Genomic DNA, 21508 nt, shown 5'->3' on the forward strand with positions numbered 1-21508 from the left:
AGCTTGAATTTTTCGTAATAATCTGACTACCCTACTACGAAAAACTCCCATGGAGCCGTGAATAATGCTCCACAGGAGAGTTGGTTCTTGTTGTCTTGCGATTAAATAGGGAGTAGCTCCACCGTTTCTTTGCTCTCCAAGTCTTTCACCATGTCGAGCCATGCTTGTGGCTTTTGTGGAAGCACGGCGTAATAACGCTTCAGGAAGGTGACGATCAGATCCGCTTCGAGGGTCGTTTGCTCTTCGTTTGTCGGCATAAAGCCGAGATCCAGTCCGGATACCGCTTCGCCGTCATTTTGCCAGGACGGATGCACATATGCAAAGTTCGTACGCTTGTATCCCAGATGAGAGAGCACTTCCCGACGTACAAATGGGTCCATCGGCTTGATTCCGCCAAAGTTGTGTTCTTCCACACGGTACGGGTCGTAGATTTCTGCAAACATTCCGTACAGCTCCTTGCCGTTTTCAGCAGCCAAAGCAAGCAGGTCCTTTTGACGCTCTCTGGCGAGGAATCGTCCCACTCCGAGTCCTTCTCGGCCGATGATCGTGAAGTCTGTCATGGCTACGTTCATGTCCGTGTAATAACGGTATTCGGTAGCCCCCACAACTTCTCCTTCGTGTACAGCTACAAATACGCGAATGCCCGGATCTTCCAGCGGTTCTTTCCACAGATCGTACTCCAATACTTCCTCAGGTGGGAAAACCTCTTGCATCAAACGGTGCATTTTCGCAAACAGCGGATTGTCGATATGTTGAATACGTACGAATTCCATCAGTCAAATCCCCTCTCGATCGATTATGTCGGAAAAACCCTAGAGATGCTGCTGAAATGGATTTTTCCATTCCATGAGTGTCGCGTAGTTGCGAGATTCCTCATCTTCCAAATAATTCGCCACGACCTGAACAGGCGTACGACCGCAGCGCATGAGAAATGTAACCACCGGGTCTCTTACTTCTCCTGTCAGAACACGCTCCAAATACTGCTCAGGTGTCCATTGGTCTGCATAACGTCCATATCCTGGCATGCGACCTCCGCCGAGCAATCTGCGCAGTCCTTTTTGTACCACCAGCTCATACATCGCTTGCATCATCTGTTGGCCCAATCCCAGCTTGCGGAAGCTCGGACGAATACAAATGTCTACGATGTACAGCGTGTCACCCTCAGGATCATGATTACGGATATAACCGCTATCCGTGACATCTTCCCACTTATGTTCGGGGTGAGCCGGATCAAACTTCACGAGCAACCCTGTCATCGAACCTGCCAAAACACCGTCCACTTCTACACAAATGGCACCTTCCGGGAACAGGGTAATATGGTTCGTCAACTGCTCCTGGTTCCACCATAGCTCAGACGGAAACGGTGGTGGAAAGCTCTCCGCCTGTATTTGGATCAATTCGAAGAAATCTGCGCGATTGTAGTTGCGAATAACGGCTTTCCGCGGCTTGTTCCCTTCAAATACATACAGCTCTTTTCTGTACATATTCATCCTCCTGCTGTCCAAATCACGATGGATTGCTTACTTCCAGTCGGTATACAAATCGGTGCGGCGGTCGCGCCACGTTGTGACGGAGCCTTTTTCTCGTACGTCGTATAGCAATTGGATATCCAAGTCAGCGGTTACCATCATGTCGTGGTTGATCTCCCCTTCAGCCAGAACGCCACGAGGAGGGAATGGAACATCGTTTGGCGTCAGGATCGCCGCTTGTCCAAAGTTCGCTCGCATGAAATCAACTGTCGGCAGCGAGCCTACAGTACCAGTCAACACGACATACACCTGGTTTTCAATCGTCCGGGCATGGCTGGTGTAACGTACGCGGTGGAATGCGTGGCGATCATCCGTGCAGGATGGGCAGAAAATGACGTCTGCGCCCCGTGCTTTGGCGATGCGCACCCACTCAGGGAACTCGATGTCGTAGCAAATAATCATCGCGACCTTCCCTTTGTTGGTCTCAAAGATTTGCAACGAGTCGCCAGCCCCCATGTTCCAGCCTTTTACTTCCCATGGGGTGATATGGATTTTTTTCTGCTGCCCTACACGTCCATCCGGGTAAAACAGAAAAGCCGTATTGTAAAGCTTGCCGTTTTCCTCGATGATGTGTGTTCCACCAATCAGATGCATCTCATATTTGGCAGCGAGGGATCGAAACAGCTCGACATATTGATCCGTGAATGACGGCAATGCCGTAATTGGCAGCGCATTGCCCTGCTCGTCTCCGATTGACATGAGTTGAGTCGTAAACAGCTCCGGGAAAAGGAGGAATTCTGTGTCGTACTCTTGCGCGTTTTTCACGTAGTGCTCAACTTGATTGGCGAAGTCTTCAAAGCTATGTATGGTATGCAGATGGTACTGCACAGCGGAAACACGCATTTTCATGCCATTCTTCCTTCCTTAAACGTGATAAGAACCTCTCAGACTAAAATATATCAAAAACAGTCTGTAAAGTCTCGTCATTGGCTGTATGAAAAAAAGTCGCCTATCCGCTTAGACGGGCGACCCTCTCTCTTATTGATTGATACTCATCCGCAATACGGTTTTGTAGAGCAGCTCTGTTCCCAGTACCACATCTTCATAGGCTGCGTATTCCTGCGGATTATGACTGATACCGTCCTTGCAGCGGACAAAAATCATCCCGTAATCACAAACGTAGGAGAGTGCCAATGCGTCGTGGAAAGGACCACTCATCAGCTCGCGTACAGAGGCACCGAGCTTGCTGCTCTCCTCATGCATAATTGCCTTTATCCAGTCGGCACAGTAACGCGGGTCACTATTCGTATCTTCCGTAATGGTATATTTCAATCCACCTTCTACGGCGGCTAGCTCAATCGCCTCGCGCAACGCTTGTTCGCGCTCATCGCGACGCTTCAAATCGATATCCCGCAAATCAATCGAAAAACGCACCCGCTCGGGAATGATGTTGCGCGAATCCGGGAAAACCTCCAAGTGACCGACTGTACCGACTGTTGGCGCTTGTGGATCGAGCTTTGCCAGCTCGTTCACTGCCAAAATTACTTTTGCCGCGCCGACTAGTGCATCTTTTCTCATCGGCATCGGTACGGAACCAGCGTGCCCGGCAAAGCCAGTCAGCTCGACCGTCCACCACAAAGGCCCCGATATCGCCGACACGATTCCAATCGCTTCTTTTGCATCGTCGAGAATCGGCCCCTGTTCAATATGCAGCTCCAGATAAGCACCGATGCTGCCTTTTGGATAAATAGACGCTTCCAGGCAATCAGGGTCGCACCCAAAATCAATCAGTGCCTGCCTGCGTGTGATCCCGTTTTTATCCGTCCTCTCCAAGTCCGTTGGGTCCAGCATCCCGAGAATGCCTTTGGAACCAAACAGTCCTTTTTGAAACCGGCATCCTTCTTCGTCACAAAACGCAACGACTTCAATCGACTGTTCCGGCATAAGCCCTTGTTCATTCAACGTCTGGACGACTTCTAGTCCACCCAATACCCCGATCACCCCATCATACTGACCGCCGTACGGCTGCGAATCGATATGCGAGCCAATCATCAAGATCGGAGCTTGCTCATCCTTCCCCGTCATCCGACCAATCAAATTGCCGAAGTCATCGATCCGGGTCTGAAGACCGGCTTCTTCCATCCAGCTACGCACCAGCTCTACGCCTGCCCGGTCTTCAGCGGACAAAGCGAGTCGACATACACCCGTTTCACCTATTTTCCCGATTTGCGCCAATTGCTCGATTCTTTTTTGCAGTCGTTCTTCATTGATCGTCAGCTTTCTCGCTTTTACGTTCATGCTTGTAGAACCTCCTCATCTTGGCGTAGATAGACGAACTCCCCATCTATCATCGTTTTGTCTACGCGCAGCTCTTTGATGCGATCTGCCCGCGTTGCCAAAATATCGCCGTCCAGCACAACGAGATCAGCCAGCTTCCCGACCTCAATACTCCCTTTGATCCCCTCCTCAAAACTGGCGTACGCTCCGTTCCAAGTAAACATGCGAATCGCCTCCATGATGCTGACCCTTTGATTGCTCCCCACATCCTGACCTGTTTTACTCAACCGATTAACAGCAGCATGAATCCCGATCAGTGGGTTGAAATCAGTCACGGGACTATCCGATGCTCCCGCCGTAATGATCCCCGCGTCGAACTGATCTCTCGCCGGAAACATATGCCCGACACGCTCTCCGATGTTGTTCACATACGAATCGCCGTAATCGTAGATAAAAGCAGGGTTCGGAATGGGTACGACACCTAGCCGAGCCATTCTCGCCAGCAGATCTGGCGCAGATACACCCGCATGTTCAATTCGATGTCGGTGATTCGCGCGCGGATGTGCTTCTAGTGCCGTTTCAAAGCATGTGAGCAGCATGTCAATCGCTCGATCTCCCTGGGCATGAGCGGTAATTTGAAAACCTCTTGCATGTGCCTCTCCCAAAATGGTATTCAACTCGTCCTGTTCATAGTAGAGAATTCCGTAATCATCGGGTCGGCTGGTGAACGGTTTACGCATGGCCATCGTGGGCGCAATGCTTGCCCCATCGGTAAAAACCTTCGCGGGTCCGATTCGGAAGCGAGCATTCCCCGTACCTGTTACCATCCCGGCATCGATCATCTTTCGGACAAAATCGTCGGATTGATTCAGCGCACAAACCATTGCGTAGATGCGAACTTTCACGTCACCTTTCTGTACCGCTTTTTGCATCGCCCGATAGTTCTCTGGCCCGTATCCTCCCGCATCGTGGACACTCGTAATGCCCGCAGCAACAAAGTCTTTCGAAGCCAATCGCAGGCCTTGGATGTACTCTGCTTCTGTAAAAGCAGCTTTTTCAAACATGTTCATATGTGCCGTTTCGATGAGGAATCCCGTTAGCTCACCATCTGCATCACGATCAATACGTCCACCTTGGGGATCGGCTGTGTTTCGGTCATAACCCGCAATGGCAAGCGCTCTGCTGTTTACGACAGAATGATGAGCACACGTCCTCATGACAAAAACAGGATGCGCTGTCGTCACTTCATCCAGCTCGGCAAGTGTCGGATAGCGTTGCTCGACCATGAGATTCTCATCGAACCCACATGCCCTCACCCATTCCCCTGCTGGTGTTTTTTTCGCTTGTTCTTGCAGTGCAGTGAGCAGTTCATCAATTGACGTGATCCTTCTCGCTTTGCAATCGACTCCCAGCTTGTTCGTACCGTAAATCGTAATATGCAGATGGGCATCGATGAAGCCGGGCAATAGACTCTTCCCTTGCAAATCAATGACGTTTGTATGTGATTGAATCAACGGTTTCACATCTTCACTAGACCCGACAACAAGGATGCGATTCCCTCTGACTGCTACTGCCTCTGCCACCCGATTCTCTTGATCTACCGTGACCACCTGTCCGTTAAGAAAAACAGTATCTGCCATGTAACTGCCTCCTTTAAGAAATTAGGATTAAAGAGTTGGTGTCCCTTCTGTGTTAGCCGTATGACGATTCAGTGCAAAAAGATTCCTCGTCACAAATGTCACAGTAAACATCACGACGAGATTGACCAGCAATGCCACGACACCAATGTTCAAGTCTTTGACAGCGGCTGGCCAATTCGGGAACATGGTCGCAATCGTCACTTGGAAAATCGTCACATACGCAACGGTTGACACCCCACATAAAATCCCGGCAAACGCACCGTATTTATTCACCCATGGCTTGGCAGGGAGACTGAAAAGCAATGCCGGGAATAACTGTGTGACCAAGCTGTAGCCCATTAATAACAGCGTTACGAGCGTATCTCCCCCACTCAGTGCAAAATACAACGAGATCAACGAGATGACAGGCACCAACCATTTGGCAATCCGGGCGATTTGTACGTCAGATGTGTGCGGAGCCATAACTTTGTACACATTTTTCGCCAAGAGCGTCGCCCCTGTCATTAAAAGCATCGAGCCTGGTACGAGCGCCGTGAGCAAGCCTGCTGCTCCAATGATGCCAACCACCCACGGATCGAATGTTTGCAACGACAGACGGAGCAAGGACAAATCACCGTCCGCCCCTTTTAAACCGGGCACTTGCAGGATCGCCGTAAAGCCGACAAAGAACACAAACAAAAGCATCAAGGTATAGAGCGGCAGCATGATCGTATTTTTGCGGAACACATTTGCATTTTTCGCGGAAAATACAGAGCCGAATGTATGCGGCCACATGTAAAATCCGAACACCGTGACAAGCACCGTTGAAATGTACCAGGAAATGCTTAATCCTTCCTCTGGGAACGTCAAGAAACCCGGATTGGAGGCTTGTACAGCTTCAAACATTGGCTGGATGCCCCCATAGTAATGAAACGGAAGATAAAGCCCGAGGAAAACGACGACAAAGAAAATCATGATGTCCTTGATCGCAGCCGTCCAAGCCGAACCGTGAATCCCTGAGATCATGACGTAAATGGTCACAACAATGACTCCGATCCATATCGCAGCAGCAGGCGAAATCGAGCCATAGGATGCTTCCGATACGATGATCCCCAGGCCTTTGAATTGGAGGACGAGATACGGAATAATCGCAATGACTCCGACCGCTGCAACCAAAATTCCGAGTATCGGACTCTTGTATTTGCTTACAAAAAAATCGGATTGGGAGACAAGCCTGTGCTCTTTGGCATACCGCCAAATGGGCGGCAAGAGCCAGTAGGAAATCACATAGGCGAGGGAAATGTAAGAGAGAACGTAATAAGAAGGTGCCCCTTTGGAGTACGCCCAACCACTGCCTCCCAAAAAGGTGAATGTCGTATAAATCTCGCCTGCTACCAGCAAGAAAATAAAGATCGAACCGAATCCTCTGCCACCAACTGTCCATTGTTCCATATTCATGTCTTTCCCTTGTTGCGCACGAATACCGGAATAGAAGGACAGCAATAAAAAGGCAAAAATAATGATCAAGGCGATATTCATTGGCCGTCCTCCTTTGTAGCAGGGTCGATTTTGTTGAGGAATGCCATGATGACGGAAGTTAAGACAACCCAGAGAACGATCCAAAATAGGACAAACGGCATGCCTACTACGTAAGGCTCAACCCGATTCACAAACGGAATTCCTCCCAGCATCCCAATGAACGGCAGTACCCCTAGCCAATCTCTCGCTTTCATACGACTCCCCCCAGTTTGCTCGATTTGTCCCATTGCCTGCACACATCCTGGACATGTACATTAGTATTATCGAAAAATTCAAATATCTCCTTTGTTCACATGGCTAGAAAACGGAACGGGGTTTTGTGCGAGTAGCTAAAAGATGATGAAGGCATGGTGAGCGTAATGATTACTGTCCGTGAGCTCATACAAGTTGGTGGCTTTGCTGAATCGTCAGTGCTTGCTGGCGCGGACTCTTTAGAAAATGAGCTGTTGAATGTTACTTCCTTTGATTCTCCCGATGGCCACAGATGGTTGCGAGCTGGTGAATTCGTTCTGACGACAGGCTTTCCATTTCTCTCTCAGCAAAAAACATGTACGAAACGGCTGATTACGCTCATCGATGAGCTAGTCGCCATCGGCACCCCCGGGCTTGCCATCAAATTAGGTCGATACATCGAGAACCTTCCTGAAGCCGTTCTCACCCATGCTACGAAAAAGGCATTTCCCATCCTGTCCTTTCCGATGGATAAAGCTTGGTCAGATGTCATCGTGCCAGTCGTTCAGTACATCAATGACAAACAGCGCATCGAGCTGGACAGAACCCATGCCATTTATGAACGGTTTCATTACTATTTGACGGGAGGAGCTCCGATTTCTACATTGACAGATTTACTGTCCGATATCCTTGATGCTCCTGTCTCCATCCGTGTCCCCCAGCATAAATGGAAATGGGATTCTTCTCTTACTCCGCTCCCACTTGATCATTCATTGGACAAGCTATATGGTCAACGCGCCCCGATTCGACTAACACAAGAGCCTCTTAGCAAACAAAAAGAAGGCATCCATGTCCGGTGGCTTCTCCACGACCAGATCGTGCAGGGAACCATCATCATTGGACAGCGGGAGCGTGATCTATACGCGTGGGAAAAAGTCGCCATCGAGCAAAGTGCTGCCCTCTTGGCACTTGAAATGCAGCGACAACGAGCCATCCAGGAAACATTCCAGCGTTTTCGCAATGATTTTTTGCAACAACTTGTCAGCGGCCAGATCGTCTCACACGAAATGCTCATGCGAAAGGCGGATGAAGTCGGCTGGGAGTTGTCCGATCATTATATCGCGATGCTCCTAAGCACCTCCCCCCATGACAAAACCAGCATGGAACTTTGGCAAGAAAACCATCATCTTCTGAACGCGTTGCACAGCTTTTTTTCTTCCCATGGAGCGATTCTGTATGGATTGGATCAGGAAAATCGTGTCCTCTTGCTCGTGCCGATGTCTATTCATGCGCCCACTGAATCACTCTCGCAATGGCTGCAAGAACAGTGCTTGAAGACGGCCACCAAGCAACTGGATCAGCCCGTCTTTGCAGGAATTGGGCGATATCATCCGAAACGGGAAGGCATCGTTCGTAGTTATCGGGAAGCACTGATCAGCTTGCAAACCGCTTTACATTCTGCAAACACAACCACCATCTCTTCTCTTAGCGTCATCAAAAGCTACCACGACTTGGGACTCGAGCGAATCATGTACGCAGACGATCCTGCGACAGAAGCCCAAGCGTTTGCAGAAGAATGTCTGGGCAAAATCCAAAGCTATGATCGAGACAAGAACGGACAACTCTTACAAACCTTGCAAGTGTTTTTGCAAGCGGATGGTAATTACGCGGAAGCCGCGCGTCGTTTGTATGTCCATAAAAATACAATCAAATACCGCATCCAGCTCATCCGAGAGTGGACCGGATTGAATGCGGAAAACGGACACGATCAAATGCTGCTGCGCATCGCCATAACTGCACATGTCATTGGGCATCGTCATTAATCTTGGTATAATGAATGGGAAAGCTAGGTAGGAGGAACAACAGATGAACGAATGGTTGAATAAACCCGTGAAGACCATACAAAGACCAAAGAAACGAGGCACGGTAGAATACATAGATGACCAGTATATCGTGGTGTTCTTTACTTCCCCGCGAAAGGAACGCGTTATTTTCTCGAGCAAGGAAGCGTTCCTTAACAAAATCGAGTTCGTGGAAGACCCCGTAACATGAGAAAAAGCCCCTGACTTCATCTGTGTGAAGTCAAGGGCTTTTTATATGTGCGTAGCAACTTACGCGTAATGCTCGTCACGCAGGCGTTTGATTTCATCGCTCTCCAGGTACTCGTCATACGTGATCATTTTATCAATGACACCCTTCGGCGTGAACTCAATGACCCGGTTCGCAATGGTTTGAACGAACTGGTGGTCATGAGATACGAACAGAAGTGTACCGTCGAACTCAATCAAGCCGTTGTTCAATGCAGTAATGGATTCCAAATCCAAGTGGTTCGTCGGTTCGTCCATGATCAATACGTTGGCACTCGCCAGCATCATCTTGGACAGCATGCAACGAACTTTTTCTCCCCCGGACAATACGTTTGACTTTTTCAGCGCTTCATCTCCAGAGAACAGCATGCGACCGAGGAATCCACGAATGAATGTCTCGTCTTGATCTTTGGAGTATTGGCGCAGCCAGTCAACCAGGCTCAAATCGGAGTTAAAGTACTCCGCATTGTCTTTTGGGAAGTACGCTTGGGAAGTCGTAACGCCCCATTCGAAAGAACCGCTATCAGGCTGAACTTCCCCCATCAAAATTTGGAAGAAGGTTGTTTTCGCCAGCTCATTTGGTCCGACAAACGCAACTTTGTCCCCTTTGTTGATGGTGAGGTGAAGGTTTTCAAACAGTTTCTCGCCTTCAATTGTCTTGCTCAAGCCTTCGATGGCTACGAGGTTTTTACCCGCTTCACGCTCTGGCTTGAAGTTAATGAACGGATACTTACGGCTAGAAGGACGAATGTCCTCCAACGTAATTTTCTCCAACAGCTTTTTACGCGAAGTCGCCTGCTTGGACTTGGAAGCATTCGCAGAGAAACGCGCAATAAACTCTTGCAGTTCCTTCATTTTTTCTTCTTTCTTCTTATTCTGATCACGAACCATTTTCAGCGCCAGTTGGCTGGATTCGTACCAGAAGTCGTAGTTACCCACGTACATTTGGATTTTGCCAAAGTCAATATCCGCAATGTGCGTACACACCTTGTTCAGGAAGTGACGGTCATGGGATACAACGATGACGGTGTTTTCATAATCCGCCAGGAAGTTTTCCAACCAACGAATCGACTCGATGTCCAAGTGGTTCGTCGGCTCATCCAAGAGCAGGATGTGTGGATTACCGAACAGTGCTTGCGCCAACAGAACACGTACCTTCTCCGTACCAGAGAGGTCCTTCATCTGCTTGTCGTGCAGGTCTGTCGGGATACCGAGGCCGATCAGCAAGCTAGCTGCATCTGCTTCGGCCATCCAGCCGTTCAGCTCTTCAAATTCTCCCTCCAATTGGGACGCGCGATTGCCGTCTTCCTCAGAGAAATCTTCTTTCATGTAAAGAGCGGTCTTCTCTTCCATGATCTCGAACAGGCGCTTGTGGCCCATAATTACCGTTTTTAACACTTCGTACTCGTCGAATTCAAAGTGGTTCTGCTTTAATACAGCGATACGCTCGCCCGGTGTCACCGAAACGTGACCGCTCGTCGGCTCGATCTCTCCGGAGAGGATCTTCACGAAGGTAGACTTCCCTGCACCGTTCGCACCGATGAGGCCGTAACAGTTACCCGGGGTAAACTTAATGGATACATCTTCAAACAGTGCGCGCTTGCCGTAGCGCAGCGTCACGTTCTGAGTGCTTATCATCGTCGCAATACCTGCCTTTTTTGAATCGTTCAAACACTTATCTTACCAGAGATGACCTCATTTTGCAAAAGGTAAACGTTTTCGCGCACAGCAAAAAATACTGGGCTCATGAAATGGACTTTGGCAGGGAAAACTACCATGGCAATCCAGTGAAAAGGAGGCTTAAGAAATGTCCAAGCAAAATGGTGTCAAAAATGAGATGGGAAAGAAAGAAAACCCTTCGCAAACCCGTAGATCGAACACAATTAGCAAAGAACAGACACGCTCCAAGCAACGCGGCGAATAGCTTAGTGACTCCATCAAAAACCGGCCTGCGGCATATGCAGACCGGTTTATTTTCATTAAATCGGATCAAACACTGGCCTGCAACGGAACGCGTGCAGGGCGATGTGTCTGTACCGGCTGTGAATCCACATAGATCGATACATTGTGCAATGTCACATACACAATGCTCTCCTCTTCTACGTTCAACTCCATAAAGCGCTGCCTGCTCATCTCTGCCTCAAACACCTCCTCCGTGTCCAAACGCTTCAGGTCAAGGCGAACAATTGGGCCCAAGAGCGAAATATGGTTAATCTCGGCCTGAACAGATCTGGCAGACTTCCCCTCAGGCGGTCGCAACGATATCTCTACATCATGTGGACGCATGTATCCGACAGCGGGAGCCTCCACGCCTTTATCCTTCCAATCCGTCTCGAACTCTGCCTCACCAAGCTTGATTTTGCCATTTTGGATTCGTCCGTGAAACAGATTGACTCGCCCCAGAAAGCTATACACAAACGGATTCGCCGGATGATGATAAATTTCTTCGGGCGATCCTACCTGCTCCACTCGCCCTTCATTCATCACAACAACCTGATCCGCCAATTCCATTGCTTCCTCCTGATCGTGTGTGACGAACAAAATCGTCAGCCCGAGCTTCCCGTGTAGATGACGGAGCCAACGACGCAGCTCCTGTCTCACTTTCGTATCCAAAGCGCCAAATGGTTCATCCAGCAGCAAAAATTTTGGTTCCACTGCCAACGCCCTCGCCAATGCAACACGCTGGCGCTGCCCACCAGATAGCTGTGAGGGATAGCGATGTGCGAGACCTTCTAGCTGCACGAGTTTTAACAGCGAATGAACCTTTTCACTGATTTCTTCCTTGCTCGGTCGTGTTTTGCGGGAGCGAACGGACAATCCAAACGCAATGTTGTCAAAGATGTTCATATGCCGAAACAAGGCGTAATGTTGAAAAACAAATCCAACCTGCCGCTCGCGCACGTCGCGGTTCGTATTATCCTCTCCGTGAAAGAGAATGCTCCCCTCCTGCGGTTGCTCCAGTCCAGCGATGAGACGCAAAAGCGTCGTCTTTCCCGATCCGGAAGGCCCGAGAAGCGCTACGAGTTCGCCTTCCGGGATATGCAGATTCACATTTTTCAGCGCCGTAAAGCTTTTATATGACTTCGTAATGTTCACTACCTCGATACTCATCCGGCTCTCTCTCCTGTCACGTCGTAGTGTTGTTCCTCATCCAGCTTTGCCTGCCGCTCGGTTTTCCACTCGATCAAGCTTTTCAGAATAAGCGTCACCAAGGCTAAGGCAGCAAGCAAGGTGGCTACCGCAAAGGCAGCAGCGAATTGATATTCGTTGTAGAGAATCTCCACATGCAACGGGAGCGTATTGGTCATGCCTCGGATATGACCGGAAACGACGGATACTGCCCCGAATTCACCCATGGCGCGGGCATTACACAAAATGACTCCGTACAGGAGTCCCCATTTTACGTTTGGCAGCGTGACGCGTAAAAATGTTTTCCAGCCACTTGCTCCGAGCGAGACTGCTGCTTCCTCTTCGTCTCTTCCCTGCGCTTCCATGACCGGAATCAGTTCACGAGCGACGAACGGAAAGGTAACAAAGGTCGTCGCGAGCACGATACCTGGAACCGCAAATATAATTTTGAGATCCCACGCCGCAAGTAAGGGCGCTGCCACACCTTGACTCCCAAACAAGAGGACAAAAATCAGGCCGGCAATGACTGGCGAAACGGCAAATGGCAAGTCAATCAACGTAAGCAACACATTTTTACCCGGGAACGAAAACTTGGCAATGGCCCATGCAACCGCGATCCCGAACGTTACATTCAGCGGGACGCTAATGGCTGCGACAAGCAAGGTGAGCTTGACAGCGGATAACGTTTCCTCCTCTGTAATGGACGCCACGAACACCTCCGCTCCTTGTCGAAATGCTTCTGTAAAAACAGCGACTAGCGGCAGGATCAAAAACAAGCCAAGGAAGAGCATGGCCACGATAATCAGTGTCCATCGGATATAGGCTGGCTCCGTCAAATGCTTCATCCGTAATACCTCCTAACGGGCCGCATCGAATTTATTGATTTTCCATTGCAAGTAGTTGATGATCAAAAGCATGATAAAGGAAATCACTAGCATGACCGTTGCAATTGCCGTAGCGCCTGCATAGTCAAACTGTTCCAGCTTGGTCATAATCAAGAGGGGCACAATCTCTGTTTTCAACGGCATGTTCCCGGAGATGAACACGACGGAGCCATACTCTCCCAATGCTCTGGCAAAAGCGAGCGCAAAACCCGTAATAATCGCCGGTAACAGATGCGGCAACACCACCCGCCAAAATGTATTCCATCGGGTAGCGCCCAACGTTGCCGCCGCTTCCTCCATTTGCAAATCCCAATCCTGCAACACTGGCTGGACGGTTCTGACGACAAAAGGAAGACCGATGAATGTTAGGGCAACCCATATACCGATGGGAGTGTACGCAACCTTGATCCCCCACTCCGCCAGGTACTGTCCGATCCAGCCATTTTCAGCATAAATAGAAGTCAGGGCAATTCCGCCTACAGCGGTAGGTAAAGCAAATGGCAGATCAACTATGCCGTCAATGATCCGCTTCCCCGCAAACTGATAGCGTACCAATACCCAAGCCACCAAGACACCAAACACTGCATTGAGACAAGCCGCGAAAAAAGAAGTCATAATACTCACACGAATAGAGGCAAGGACCCTCGTATCCATTATCGTCCCAATGAATTGCTCCCAACTCATCGTCGAAGCTTTTAAAAACAAGACAGACAGAGGGATTAGTACCAGAAGACTCAGGTAGATGATGGTATACCCCATGGTCATGCCAAAGCCAGGCAAGAACCCTCTGTTGCGAAATGATTTTCTCATGAAGGTAACTCCTCTGAGGAAAGTGTAGGTCTATGGTTTATAAAGTTGATCGAAGACGCCTTGATCTGCAAAATGAGTCTTTTGTGCTTTCGTCCAGCCACCAAACAACTCATCGATAGTAAACAATTGGATGTCAGGGAATGCGGGTGTATGTGCTTTGAGTACTTCCTGTGAACGTGGACGGTAATAGTGCTTGGCTGCGAGCTCTTGGCCTTTTTTGCTATACAGGAACTGAAGGTATGCTTCCGCTGCTTCTTTTGTCTTGTGCTTGTCAGCGTATTTGTCAACGATGGTGACAGGCGGTTCAGCCAAAATGCTCAAGGACGGATTCACAATCTCAAACTTGTCTTTCCCTAGTTCATTGACCGCAAGATACGCTTCGTTTTCCCATGCAATCAGTACATCCCCAATGCCACGTTCGACAAATGTAGTGGTCGAACCACGTGCACCAGAATCGAGGACGGGTACATTTTTAAACAATTGTGCCACGAATTCTTGTGCCTTCGCTTCATCTCCCCCATTTGTCTTCAGAGCATAACCCCAGGCAGCCAAGTAATTCCATCTGGCTCCCCCAGACGTTTTCGGGTTCGGTGTGATCACGGCGATACCAGGCTTGATCAAATCATCCCAATCTTTGATTTGCTTCGGATTGCCTTTTCGCACGAGAAACACAATCGTGGAGGTATAAGGCGAGCTGTTGTCCGAGAGCTTCTTTTGCCAATCAGCAGGAATCAGACCACGTTCGGCAATCGCGTCAATATCATAAGCGAGGGCAAGGGTGACTACATCTGCTTCCAAACCATCAATGACGGAGCGCGATTGCTTGCCTGACCCGCCATGTGATTGCTTGATCGTCACGGTTTGACCTGTCTTTTGTTGCCACTCTAAGGCAAACTCCTTGTTGATATCTTGGTAAAACTCTCGCGTCGGATCGTAGGAAACATTGAGCAGCTCTACCGTAGAGTTGCTGCCCGCCGCTCCATTACCTGTTTCTGCCGGTGCGGCAGCCGAGCAGCCTGCCATAGCTGCCGCCATAGCAACGATTCCTACGCGTTGCAGGATCGTCTGGACCTTGCCTTTCGTGGTTTTCATACAGCTCACCTTCACTCCTCTTTTAATCTATAGTATTTTACTCGGAATACTCTGTTATTGAAGATTATACCTGCCTTTTTATTCCTGTCAACGATATTTCCATCTACCCTATGCTAGGCAGGTAGGCCACGTTCAAATGTTACTTGCCCATTCAGCAAATTTGGGCCCGCCCGTTCTGACATTTTCAAAAAAATAAGCCCTCCCGTTGAATGGGAAAGCTTTTTCGATCAGATGGTGACACTGGCATATTTCATCCGTTCAAAAGCAAAAAGATCAGCGTCCGAATGACTTCCTTTTGTAATCAGATCACGGATGATTTGGGCCCCGATGGTCGAATAGACGGTTCCGTTCCCACCGTAACCTAGTAGGAACAAGCAGTGCGGATAGCCTTCCTGCTCCCCAAACAGCGGGAGTCCGTCATGGGTATCGACAAAAGTCGCTCCCCAATAATATTCGGCTTGCATTGGAATCTGTGGAAATAACTCTTGAATCTTTGCGAGCAAATGATCCCGCTTCTTCAGACTGGAAGCATCCTTCTTTTGTAAGTCGTTCAACGGCTCATCGAGTCCTCCGACGATGATTCTCCCTTCCGGACACGTACGGATATACAAGTATGGACGGGCTGTTTCCCAAATTAAACATGCTTGTGGCCAGCCCGGAAACGCTTCGACTTGATTGGTCACGATGGAAAACGAGCTGGAAATCACGGCGTTGGCATTGCGCTTCATGGTTTGTGCTTCGTAGCCAGTGGCAAACACGGCACGCTTGCACTTGATAGTGTGCCCACTTTTGGTATAGACCAAAAGCCCTCCATCCTGTACTTTTTGATGCACAACTTCCGTGTTTTCGTATACACGCATCCCTTTTTTCACAGAGTGGGCGATCACACCGTTGGCAAATTTGTACGGATTGAGCTCCGCATCTCCCTTGGAATAAATAGCCCCTTCCTTCGAAAAAGAGAATCGCTTCTCTATATCCCGTCGCTCCAAATACGTGACCGGAAAGCCGTACTTCTTCAATAACTGGTACTCTGTCCGTAAGCTCTCCGCATCGGCTGGTTCACTTGCATAATACAAGCTATCACGCCTTATGTAATCTGGAGATTGGTCTAGCTGCCCAGAGATTTTTTCCAATTCATCAACAGCCTGCCTCGTCAATTCGTAAAAACGAACTCCTTTTTGCTCACCGAACGAATGGATACAGGCTGTCAATGTTTTATCGTTGCATATTTGCAGCAAACCCGTGTTAGCGCTGCTGCTGCCCCCACTCACCCGCCGTTTATCCACGAGGATGACGTCCACATCATGCTGCTTCAAATAATAGGAAACGAGTGCTCCTGCCTCTCCGCCACCAATGATCAGGACATCACACTTCACATCCTCGGCCAGAGAGGGATAGAGGGGTGGCGTTGGCAATGTTTCTGGCCAATACAATTTTCCGGTCACGAATATCATCAGCATGTCCCCTCAGGCTGAAAGTATCAATACGGACGCTTCTTCAATCTCAATCATTAGGATAACCAACACGCCAACAGGCATCCGCTCCCCTATCGCACAATTCATTCGTCATACGTTATGATAGATGTCAGAAGGAGTGATTGCGCTTGACTACGGTATACATAAAGCTTCCGCATGAACATGCAGTTGTTCGAGAAATCGCTGGGACGGATGAACTACAGGAACTGGTGGGTGGTGACTATGAGGTCGTGGAAGATGACCATCTGGAGGGAATCTCCCTCGTAGTGAATGAAGATGCTCGCGGGGTACAAGCGAACAATTTCCCCATCACATCAGACGGTTTTTTAGATTGGGTCTATGGACCTTGCGTATTCGTCAAAGCAGATGGACGTTCGTTGACGGCTGACGACCTTTCGAGAATTGACCAGTTTTTATCCACCAAAGGATGAGGATATGATCAAAACAAAGACCCCTGACGTAACAGCTCACGTGCATTTACACGGCTGATGATCAGGGGTCTTGTATTTTTACTCGATAGAACTAGCTCTTGATACCGCTGCTGCCGAAGCCGCCCGCTCCTCTTTCAGTCTCGTCGAGCTCATCGACTACTTCGAACTGCGCGACTGGAACGATTGCAATCACGCCTTGTGCAATTCGATCCCCTTTTTTGATCAAGTAGCTATGTGCATCGACTTCTTGTTCAACGGTTACTTCGTTTTCGCCAGCGCCCAGACATACCTTGCCATTTTTTCCGGATGCGATTCGAATGTTATCCATCAGTACGCATACTTCACCGCGATAGCCTGCATCAACAGTCCCCGGTGCATTGGACAAACGCAGCTTTGTTTTTGCACTGATCCCGGAGCGAGGGCGCACTTGCAATTCAAATCCTTCTGGAAGCGCGAACGCCAAGCCAGTTGGAACTTTTGCAGATTGTCCAGGGGCAATCAATGTATCCTCTACCGCGACCAGATCAAAGCCCGCGTCCATTGCTCTCGCGTACGCTGGGATCACCGCGTCTTGATGGAGCTTTTTAATTTTCACCTGTGTAACCAGGCGCTCATTTGCCATGTTCATGTAATGTCTCTCCTCTATAGCCTGTCAGCAGAATACCATTCATAGTTTACAGGATGCATCCACTTCCAGCAAGAAGCACCGATTTTCATAAAAACCTCACAAATCCCTTTCTTTTTCAGCGCTTTTAACAATGGGATGTGGTATAATCACCGTTGCATCTAAAATCACAATTGAAAAAGAAAGGTGGAATTGTACCTTGCAAGTACAAAAACCATATCGCATTTTGTTGTATTACAAGTATACTCCTATTGAAAATTATGAGGAGTACGCAGCCGAGCACTTGCAATTTTGCAAGGATAACGGGCTGAAAGGGCGGATTATCGTAGCGCCGGAAGGCATTAATGGAACCGTGTCCGGAACGATTGAGCAAACTGACGCCTACATGGAATATGTGCGAAAAGATCCACGTTTTAGTGATATGTGGTTTAAAATAGATGAGTCGGAAGAACATGCGTTCAAAAAAATGTTTGTACGCCCGAAAAAAGAGTTGGTAACTTGGCGTTTGGAGGAAGATGTTGATCCGAATAAATTAGTCGGAACCTATCTGAATCCAAAAGAATGGTACGAAATGATGCAGGAAGAAGACGTCGTGATCCTTGACGGTCGCAACTACTACGAATACGATTTGGGACATTTCCGTGGTGCGATTCGCCCTGAAGTGGATTCATCCCGTGAGTTCCCTGAGTGGATTCGTGAAAACATGAGCCAGTTCAAGGATAAAAAAGTCCTCACCTACTGCACAGGCGGTATTCGTTGCGAAAAGCTGACAGGTATCTTGCTGCAACAAGGTTTTGAAAATGTGTACCATCTTGAGGGCGGAATTGTCACGTATGGTAAAGATCCAGAAGTCCAAGGGCGCCTGTGGGATGGAAAATGCTACGTGTTTGACGAGCGCATCTCCGTACCGATCAATCATACCGAAGAAGACGTCGTCATTGGCCGTTGCCATTACTGCGGTACTGTCGAAGACCGCTATGTAAACTGCGCCAACCCATTCTGCAACAAGCAGCACTTCTGCTGCACAGAATGCGAGACAAAATTCAAGCGTTCTTGCTCCGATGAATGCCGCGAGCACCCTCGCAACCGTTATGTAGAAGCGGAAGAAAAAGCGAAGCTGGAAGCTGCTGGATCAAACGCATAATTTGGTACAAATACAAACAAGCTGACTCTCTCGTAGAGTCAGCTTGTTTTTTTATAGGTAAAAGGCTCACACTCCCCTCTCATTCCCTTTCCCTGAATTTGGTACTATAATAAAAATCAAATCATTCGCAAAAGGGGATACATTATGTCAGTGATTCATGAAACGAGCATTCTCGAATGGCAAACTGCAATGACAGCTGGAACCACGACTTCGCGGGAATTGACTCTCTCCTTTTTACAGCGGATTGCCACCTACAACAAACAAGGCATCCGAATCAACGCCATTTGTGAGCTAAATCCAGATGCACTAGCGATCGCAGAGTCACTGGATCGAGAACGAGCGGTGTCAGGCAGTCGTGGGCCGCTTCACGGTATCCCTGTATTGATTAAGGATAACATTGCGACATCTGACAAGATGCACACGACGGCTGGAGCTCTAGCTTTAGCTGATTCGTTTGCCTCTGCGGATGCATTCGTCGTTACCAAGCTCCGAGAGGCGGGCGCGGTTATTTTAGGGAAAACCAATCTGACGGAATGGGCTAACTTTATCTCCAATGACATGCCAGATGGCTACAGCTCGCGCGGTGGACAAGTGTTGAACCCATACGGTCCTGGTGTACTCGATGTCGGCGGGTCTAGCTCGGGGTCGGCTGCTGGGATTGCCGCAGGTTTTGCTGTTGTGGCAGTCGGTACGGAGACTTCTGGGTCGATTCTCCATCCAGCAGAACAAAATTCGCTCGTGGGAATCAAACCTACTGTTGGCTTAATCAGCCGTTCGGGTATCATCCCGATTTCCCATAGCCAAGACACAGCCGGACCGATGGCGAGAACCGTGACAGATGCAGCTATTTTGCTTGGCGCACTTACTGGCATAGATGCAAATGATCCGGTGACTGGAAAAAGTGAAGGTCTAGGCCATACCGATTACCTCCCCTTCCTCGATGCAGATGGATTGCGGGGTGCGCGCATCGGCGTTGTACGCTCCAGGTTTTTGGCTGAGTGTGAAGACGAAGAAATCGCCTTGTATGAAGCAGCTATTGAAAAGCTCAAAGAGGCTGGCGCAACTGTCGTAGATGCGGTCACCATTCCGACAGAAAATGCCGAGTGGGATAGACATGTTCTCGTACATGAATTCAAGGTTGGGGTAAATGCGTACTTAAAAACGTTACCAGCCTCCTACCCGATCCGCTCCCTACAGGATGTCATTGCTTTTAATCGGGCTCATGAAGAACAAGCCCTGCTATATGGACAAGAGCTACTGGAAGAATCGGAGCAGACAAGTGGTACACTGACAGAGCCTGAGTATTTGGCGAATCGCCTGTTCGATTTGGAAATGTCACAGAAGCAAGGCCTTGATGCTGTTATGAAGGAGCACGAACTCGATGCCCTCTTGTACCCCGGCAGTACGGGTTATGCTATCCCGGCCAAAGCTGGTTACCCTTCGATTACGGTTCCGGCTGGCTATACTTCTGCGGGCAAGCCATTTGGCCTCATGCTGACCGGTCTGGCATTCCAGGAACCTACTCTTCTTCGCCTGGCCTACGCTTATGAGCAAGCAACTCGACTGCGTGTAGCTCCGAATATGACGAAAGATTAAAGGAAGCACAGAATGAACCGATATTATGGACTTTTTATAGGTACAGCAATCCCTTTCAAGCACCTGAAGAAAATCATTCGCAAATTCAACGATGATTACTATGACAAAGCCAGTCCTGAACGCCAGCAGGACTTTATCCAAATTATCCCGGAATTCCACATCAGTCACTCGAATTATCCACCCACAATGCTGGAGTGTATCATGGTGGAACCGGCGTTTTTGAACAGATTTTTGGAAATCATAAACAACCTAGATTTCACTTTCATCCTTTGCCAATACCGTCACGGTCACTTTCAAACGATCATAAATGGAATCGAGTATAGCGTTACGAGCTATCGCTCCTTGGAAGATGTCGTCTATCTGCTACTCGAAGATGAAGATGATATCGAGGGGAAATTTGCTAAAAAACTACGCACGCTCCCACTCGAAAAACAAGTTGCCTCAGCCCCCGGAATCAAAACGAGCGAAGAATATCAGCATCTGCTAGATACATGGGTAAAGGAAGTACTCGCCTATCCAGCAAAAAACGCATGAGACCTTTTTGGCCCCATGCGTTTTTCCCTTTCTACATCGTCTTACTTTCTTGCTCCGCTTTACCAAGTCGGTCCTGGAACAGCTTACTCAATTGACCGATATTTACTTCCCATTCTTCATCCTTGTAATAAACAGTTGCTTTCGATTCGCCTTTTTTGCCCACGATACGAATATTCGTTGTCTTCACTTCATAGGTTCCGTCTTCCTTGAAGGAAATATCAGCATCCTTTAGCTCTTTGTCCAAGACTGGTGTAATAGTCTTGTCGACGACTTCCTGTGTAGCTACGGCTGCTTGACGTCCCATCTGGATCACTTCTTCAGGACTGAACTGGAAAAACAACACGAGCACAACACCAATAATAGCAGCAAGCGAAATAATTCGAATGATACTTCGCACCACCCATTGGGCAGCCATGATAATGATTATGATACCTAGCGCAATCGGCCAGTAATCTTTGATCAGTTGAAGTATTTGGTCCACCTTTATCCCTCCTTCGATTTCAGTCTCGCCAAAAAATATCGAAACCAAATCTTCTTACAGAAAAAAACCGTCTCAGCAAAGCGGACGGAATCGCAAAAATGGGTTGTCTCACACTAATTCTCGTAAAAAAGGCAAACTCCTGCTC

Annotated in this window: 21 protein-coding genes; 6 read left to right on the plus strand and 15 right to left on the minus strand. The window is 48.7% G+C overall.

The features are described 5' to 3' along the window. Window positions 1-101: 101 nt before the first annotated feature. From HP568_RS06475 to HP568_RS06505, 7 genes are all read right to left on the minus strand, one after another. The gene (locus HP568_RS06475; RefSeq protein WP_048032722.1) at window positions 102-773 is read right to left on the minus strand and encodes a GNAT family N-acetyltransferase; all 672 of its coding nucleotides are present in this window, start codon (window positions 771-773) and stop codon (window positions 102-104) included. A 39-nt stretch (window positions 774-812) separates the two neighbouring features. Then, window positions 813-1484, minus strand: coding sequence for a GNAT family N-acetyltransferase (locus HP568_RS06480; RefSeq protein WP_173628665.1), 672 nt, complete (start codon window positions 1482-1484; stop codon window positions 813-815). Between the two features lie 36 nt (window positions 1485-1520). Then, window positions 1521-2378, minus strand: a complete 858-nt coding sequence (locus tag HP568_RS06485; RefSeq protein ID WP_173628666.1) for a carbon-nitrogen hydrolase family protein — start codon at window positions 2376-2378, stop codon at window positions 1521-1523. Window positions 2379-2507: 129 nt separating this feature from the next. Then, complete coding sequence (locus HP568_RS06490) at window positions 2508-3767, minus strand: M20 family metallo-hydrolase (RefSeq protein ID WP_173628667.1); 1260 nt, start codon at window positions 3765-3767, stop codon at window positions 2508-2510. Further along, entirely contained in the window at window positions 3764-5386 is a 1623-nt protein-coding gene (locus HP568_RS06495) for an amidohydrolase (protein ID WP_173628668.1), read from the minus strand. The genes HP568_RS06490 and HP568_RS06495 overlap by 4 nt, the downstream gene beginning before the upstream one ends. Before the next feature lie 27 nt (window positions 5387-5413). Continuing rightward, window positions 5414-6904, minus strand: a complete 1491-nt coding sequence (locus HP568_RS06500) for a sodium:solute symporter family protein (protein WP_048032717.1) — start codon at window positions 6902-6904, stop codon at window positions 5414-5416. After that, window positions 6901-7098, minus strand: coding sequence for a DUF3311 domain-containing protein (locus HP568_RS06505; RefSeq protein WP_048035794.1), 198 nt, complete (start codon window positions 7096-7098; stop codon window positions 6901-6903). The genes HP568_RS06500 and HP568_RS06505 overlap by 4 nt, the downstream gene beginning before the upstream one ends. A gap of 153 nt (window positions 7099-7251) precedes the next feature. On the opposite strand from HP568_RS06505, the gene HP568_RS06510 reads away from it, so the two are divergent. Both HP568_RS06510 and HP568_RS06515 read left to right on the plus strand, forming a co-directional pair. Then, window positions 7252-8898, plus strand: coding sequence for a PucR family transcriptional regulator (locus HP568_RS06510; protein ID WP_173628669.1), 1647 nt, complete (start codon window positions 7252-7254; stop codon window positions 8896-8898). Window positions 8899-8941: 43 nt separating this feature from the next. Then, on the plus strand, window positions 8942-9127 hold the full coding sequence (locus HP568_RS06515) for a hypothetical protein (RefSeq protein WP_048032716.1): 186 nt from the start codon (window positions 8942-8944) through the stop codon (window positions 9125-9127). Window positions 9128-9186: 59 nt separating this feature from the next. Here the strand turns inward: HP568_RS06515 and HP568_RS06520 are convergent, their stop codons facing one another. From HP568_RS06520 to HP568_RS06545, 6 genes are all read right to left on the minus strand, one after another. Beyond that, window positions 9187-10800: an ABC-F family ATP-binding cassette domain-containing protein gene (locus HP568_RS06520; RefSeq protein ID WP_048035792.1), complete on the minus strand. Its 1614-nt coding sequence runs from the start codon at window positions 10798-10800 to the stop codon at window positions 9187-9189. Window positions 10801-11151: 351 nt separating this feature from the next. Continuing rightward, entirely contained in the window at window positions 11152-12273 is a 1122-nt protein-coding gene (locus tag HP568_RS06525; protein ID WP_048032715.1) for a sulfate/molybdate ABC transporter ATP-binding protein, read from the minus strand. Then, window positions 12270-13136 (minus strand): sulfate ABC transporter permease subunit CysW, encoded by an 867-nt coding sequence (cysW, locus tag HP568_RS06530; RefSeq protein ID WP_173628670.1) that lies wholly within the window; start codon window positions 13134-13136, stop codon window positions 12270-12272. The genes HP568_RS06525 and cysW overlap by 4 nt, the downstream gene beginning before the upstream one ends. A gap of 12 nt (window positions 13137-13148) precedes the next feature. Next, the gene (gene cysT, locus HP568_RS06535; protein WP_048032713.1) at window positions 13149-13985 is read right to left on the minus strand and encodes a sulfate ABC transporter permease subunit CysT; all 837 of its coding nucleotides are present in this window, start codon (window positions 13983-13985) and stop codon (window positions 13149-13151) included. Window positions 13986-14015: 30 nt separating this feature from the next. Then, a complete protein-coding gene (locus HP568_RS06540) occupies window positions 14016-15008 on the minus strand; it encodes a sulfate ABC transporter substrate-binding protein (RefSeq protein WP_375154925.1) in 993 nt (330 codons plus the stop codon). 296 nt (window positions 15009-15304) lie between these two features. Continuing rightward, on the minus strand, window positions 15305-16531 hold the full coding sequence (locus HP568_RS06545) for an NAD(P)/FAD-dependent oxidoreductase (protein ID WP_173628671.1): 1227 nt from the start codon (window positions 16529-16531) through the stop codon (window positions 15305-15307). Between the two features lie 149 nt (window positions 16532-16680). On the opposite strand from HP568_RS06545, the gene HP568_RS06550 reads away from it, so the two are divergent. Further along, window positions 16681-16983, plus strand: coding sequence for a DUF3846 domain-containing protein (locus HP568_RS06550; RefSeq protein WP_173628672.1), 303 nt, complete (start codon window positions 16681-16683; stop codon window positions 16981-16983). 91 nt (window positions 16984-17074) lie between these two features. Here the strand turns inward: HP568_RS06550 and dut are convergent, their stop codons facing one another. Next, window positions 17075-17611 (minus strand): dUTP diphosphatase, encoded by a 537-nt coding sequence (gene dut / locus HP568_RS06555; RefSeq protein WP_048032709.1) that lies wholly within the window; start codon window positions 17609-17611, stop codon window positions 17075-17077. 196 nt (window positions 17612-17807) lie between these two features. Between dut and trhO the strand changes: the two genes are divergently transcribed. From trhO to HP568_RS06570, 3 genes are all read left to right on the plus strand, one after another. Continuing rightward, window positions 17808-18752 (plus strand): oxygen-dependent tRNA uridine(34) hydroxylase TrhO, encoded by a 945-nt coding sequence (gene trhO / locus HP568_RS06560; RefSeq protein ID WP_048032708.1) that lies wholly within the window; start codon window positions 17808-17810, stop codon window positions 18750-18752. Window positions 18753-18896: 144 nt separating this feature from the next. Beyond that, the gene (locus HP568_RS06565) at window positions 18897-20348 is read left to right on the plus strand and encodes an amidase family protein (protein ID WP_173628673.1); all 1452 of its coding nucleotides are present in this window, start codon (window positions 18897-18899) and stop codon (window positions 20346-20348) included. 12 nt (window positions 20349-20360) lie between these two features. Next, entirely contained in the window at window positions 20361-20882 is a 522-nt protein-coding gene (locus tag HP568_RS06570; protein WP_173628674.1) for a hypothetical protein, read from the plus strand. Window positions 20883-20913: 31 nt separating this feature from the next. Here HP568_RS06570 and HP568_RS06575 read toward each other — a convergent pair whose 3' ends face one another. Next, entirely contained in the window at window positions 20914-21363 is a 450-nt protein-coding gene (locus tag HP568_RS06575; protein WP_048032705.1) for a hypothetical protein, read from the minus strand. Window positions 21364-21508 lie beyond the last annotated feature (145 nt).

Source organism: Brevibacillus sp. MS2.2 (assembly GCF_013284345.1).
Lineage (GTDB): Bacteria > Bacillota > Bacilli > Brevibacillales > Brevibacillaceae > Brevibacillus > Brevibacillus brevis_C.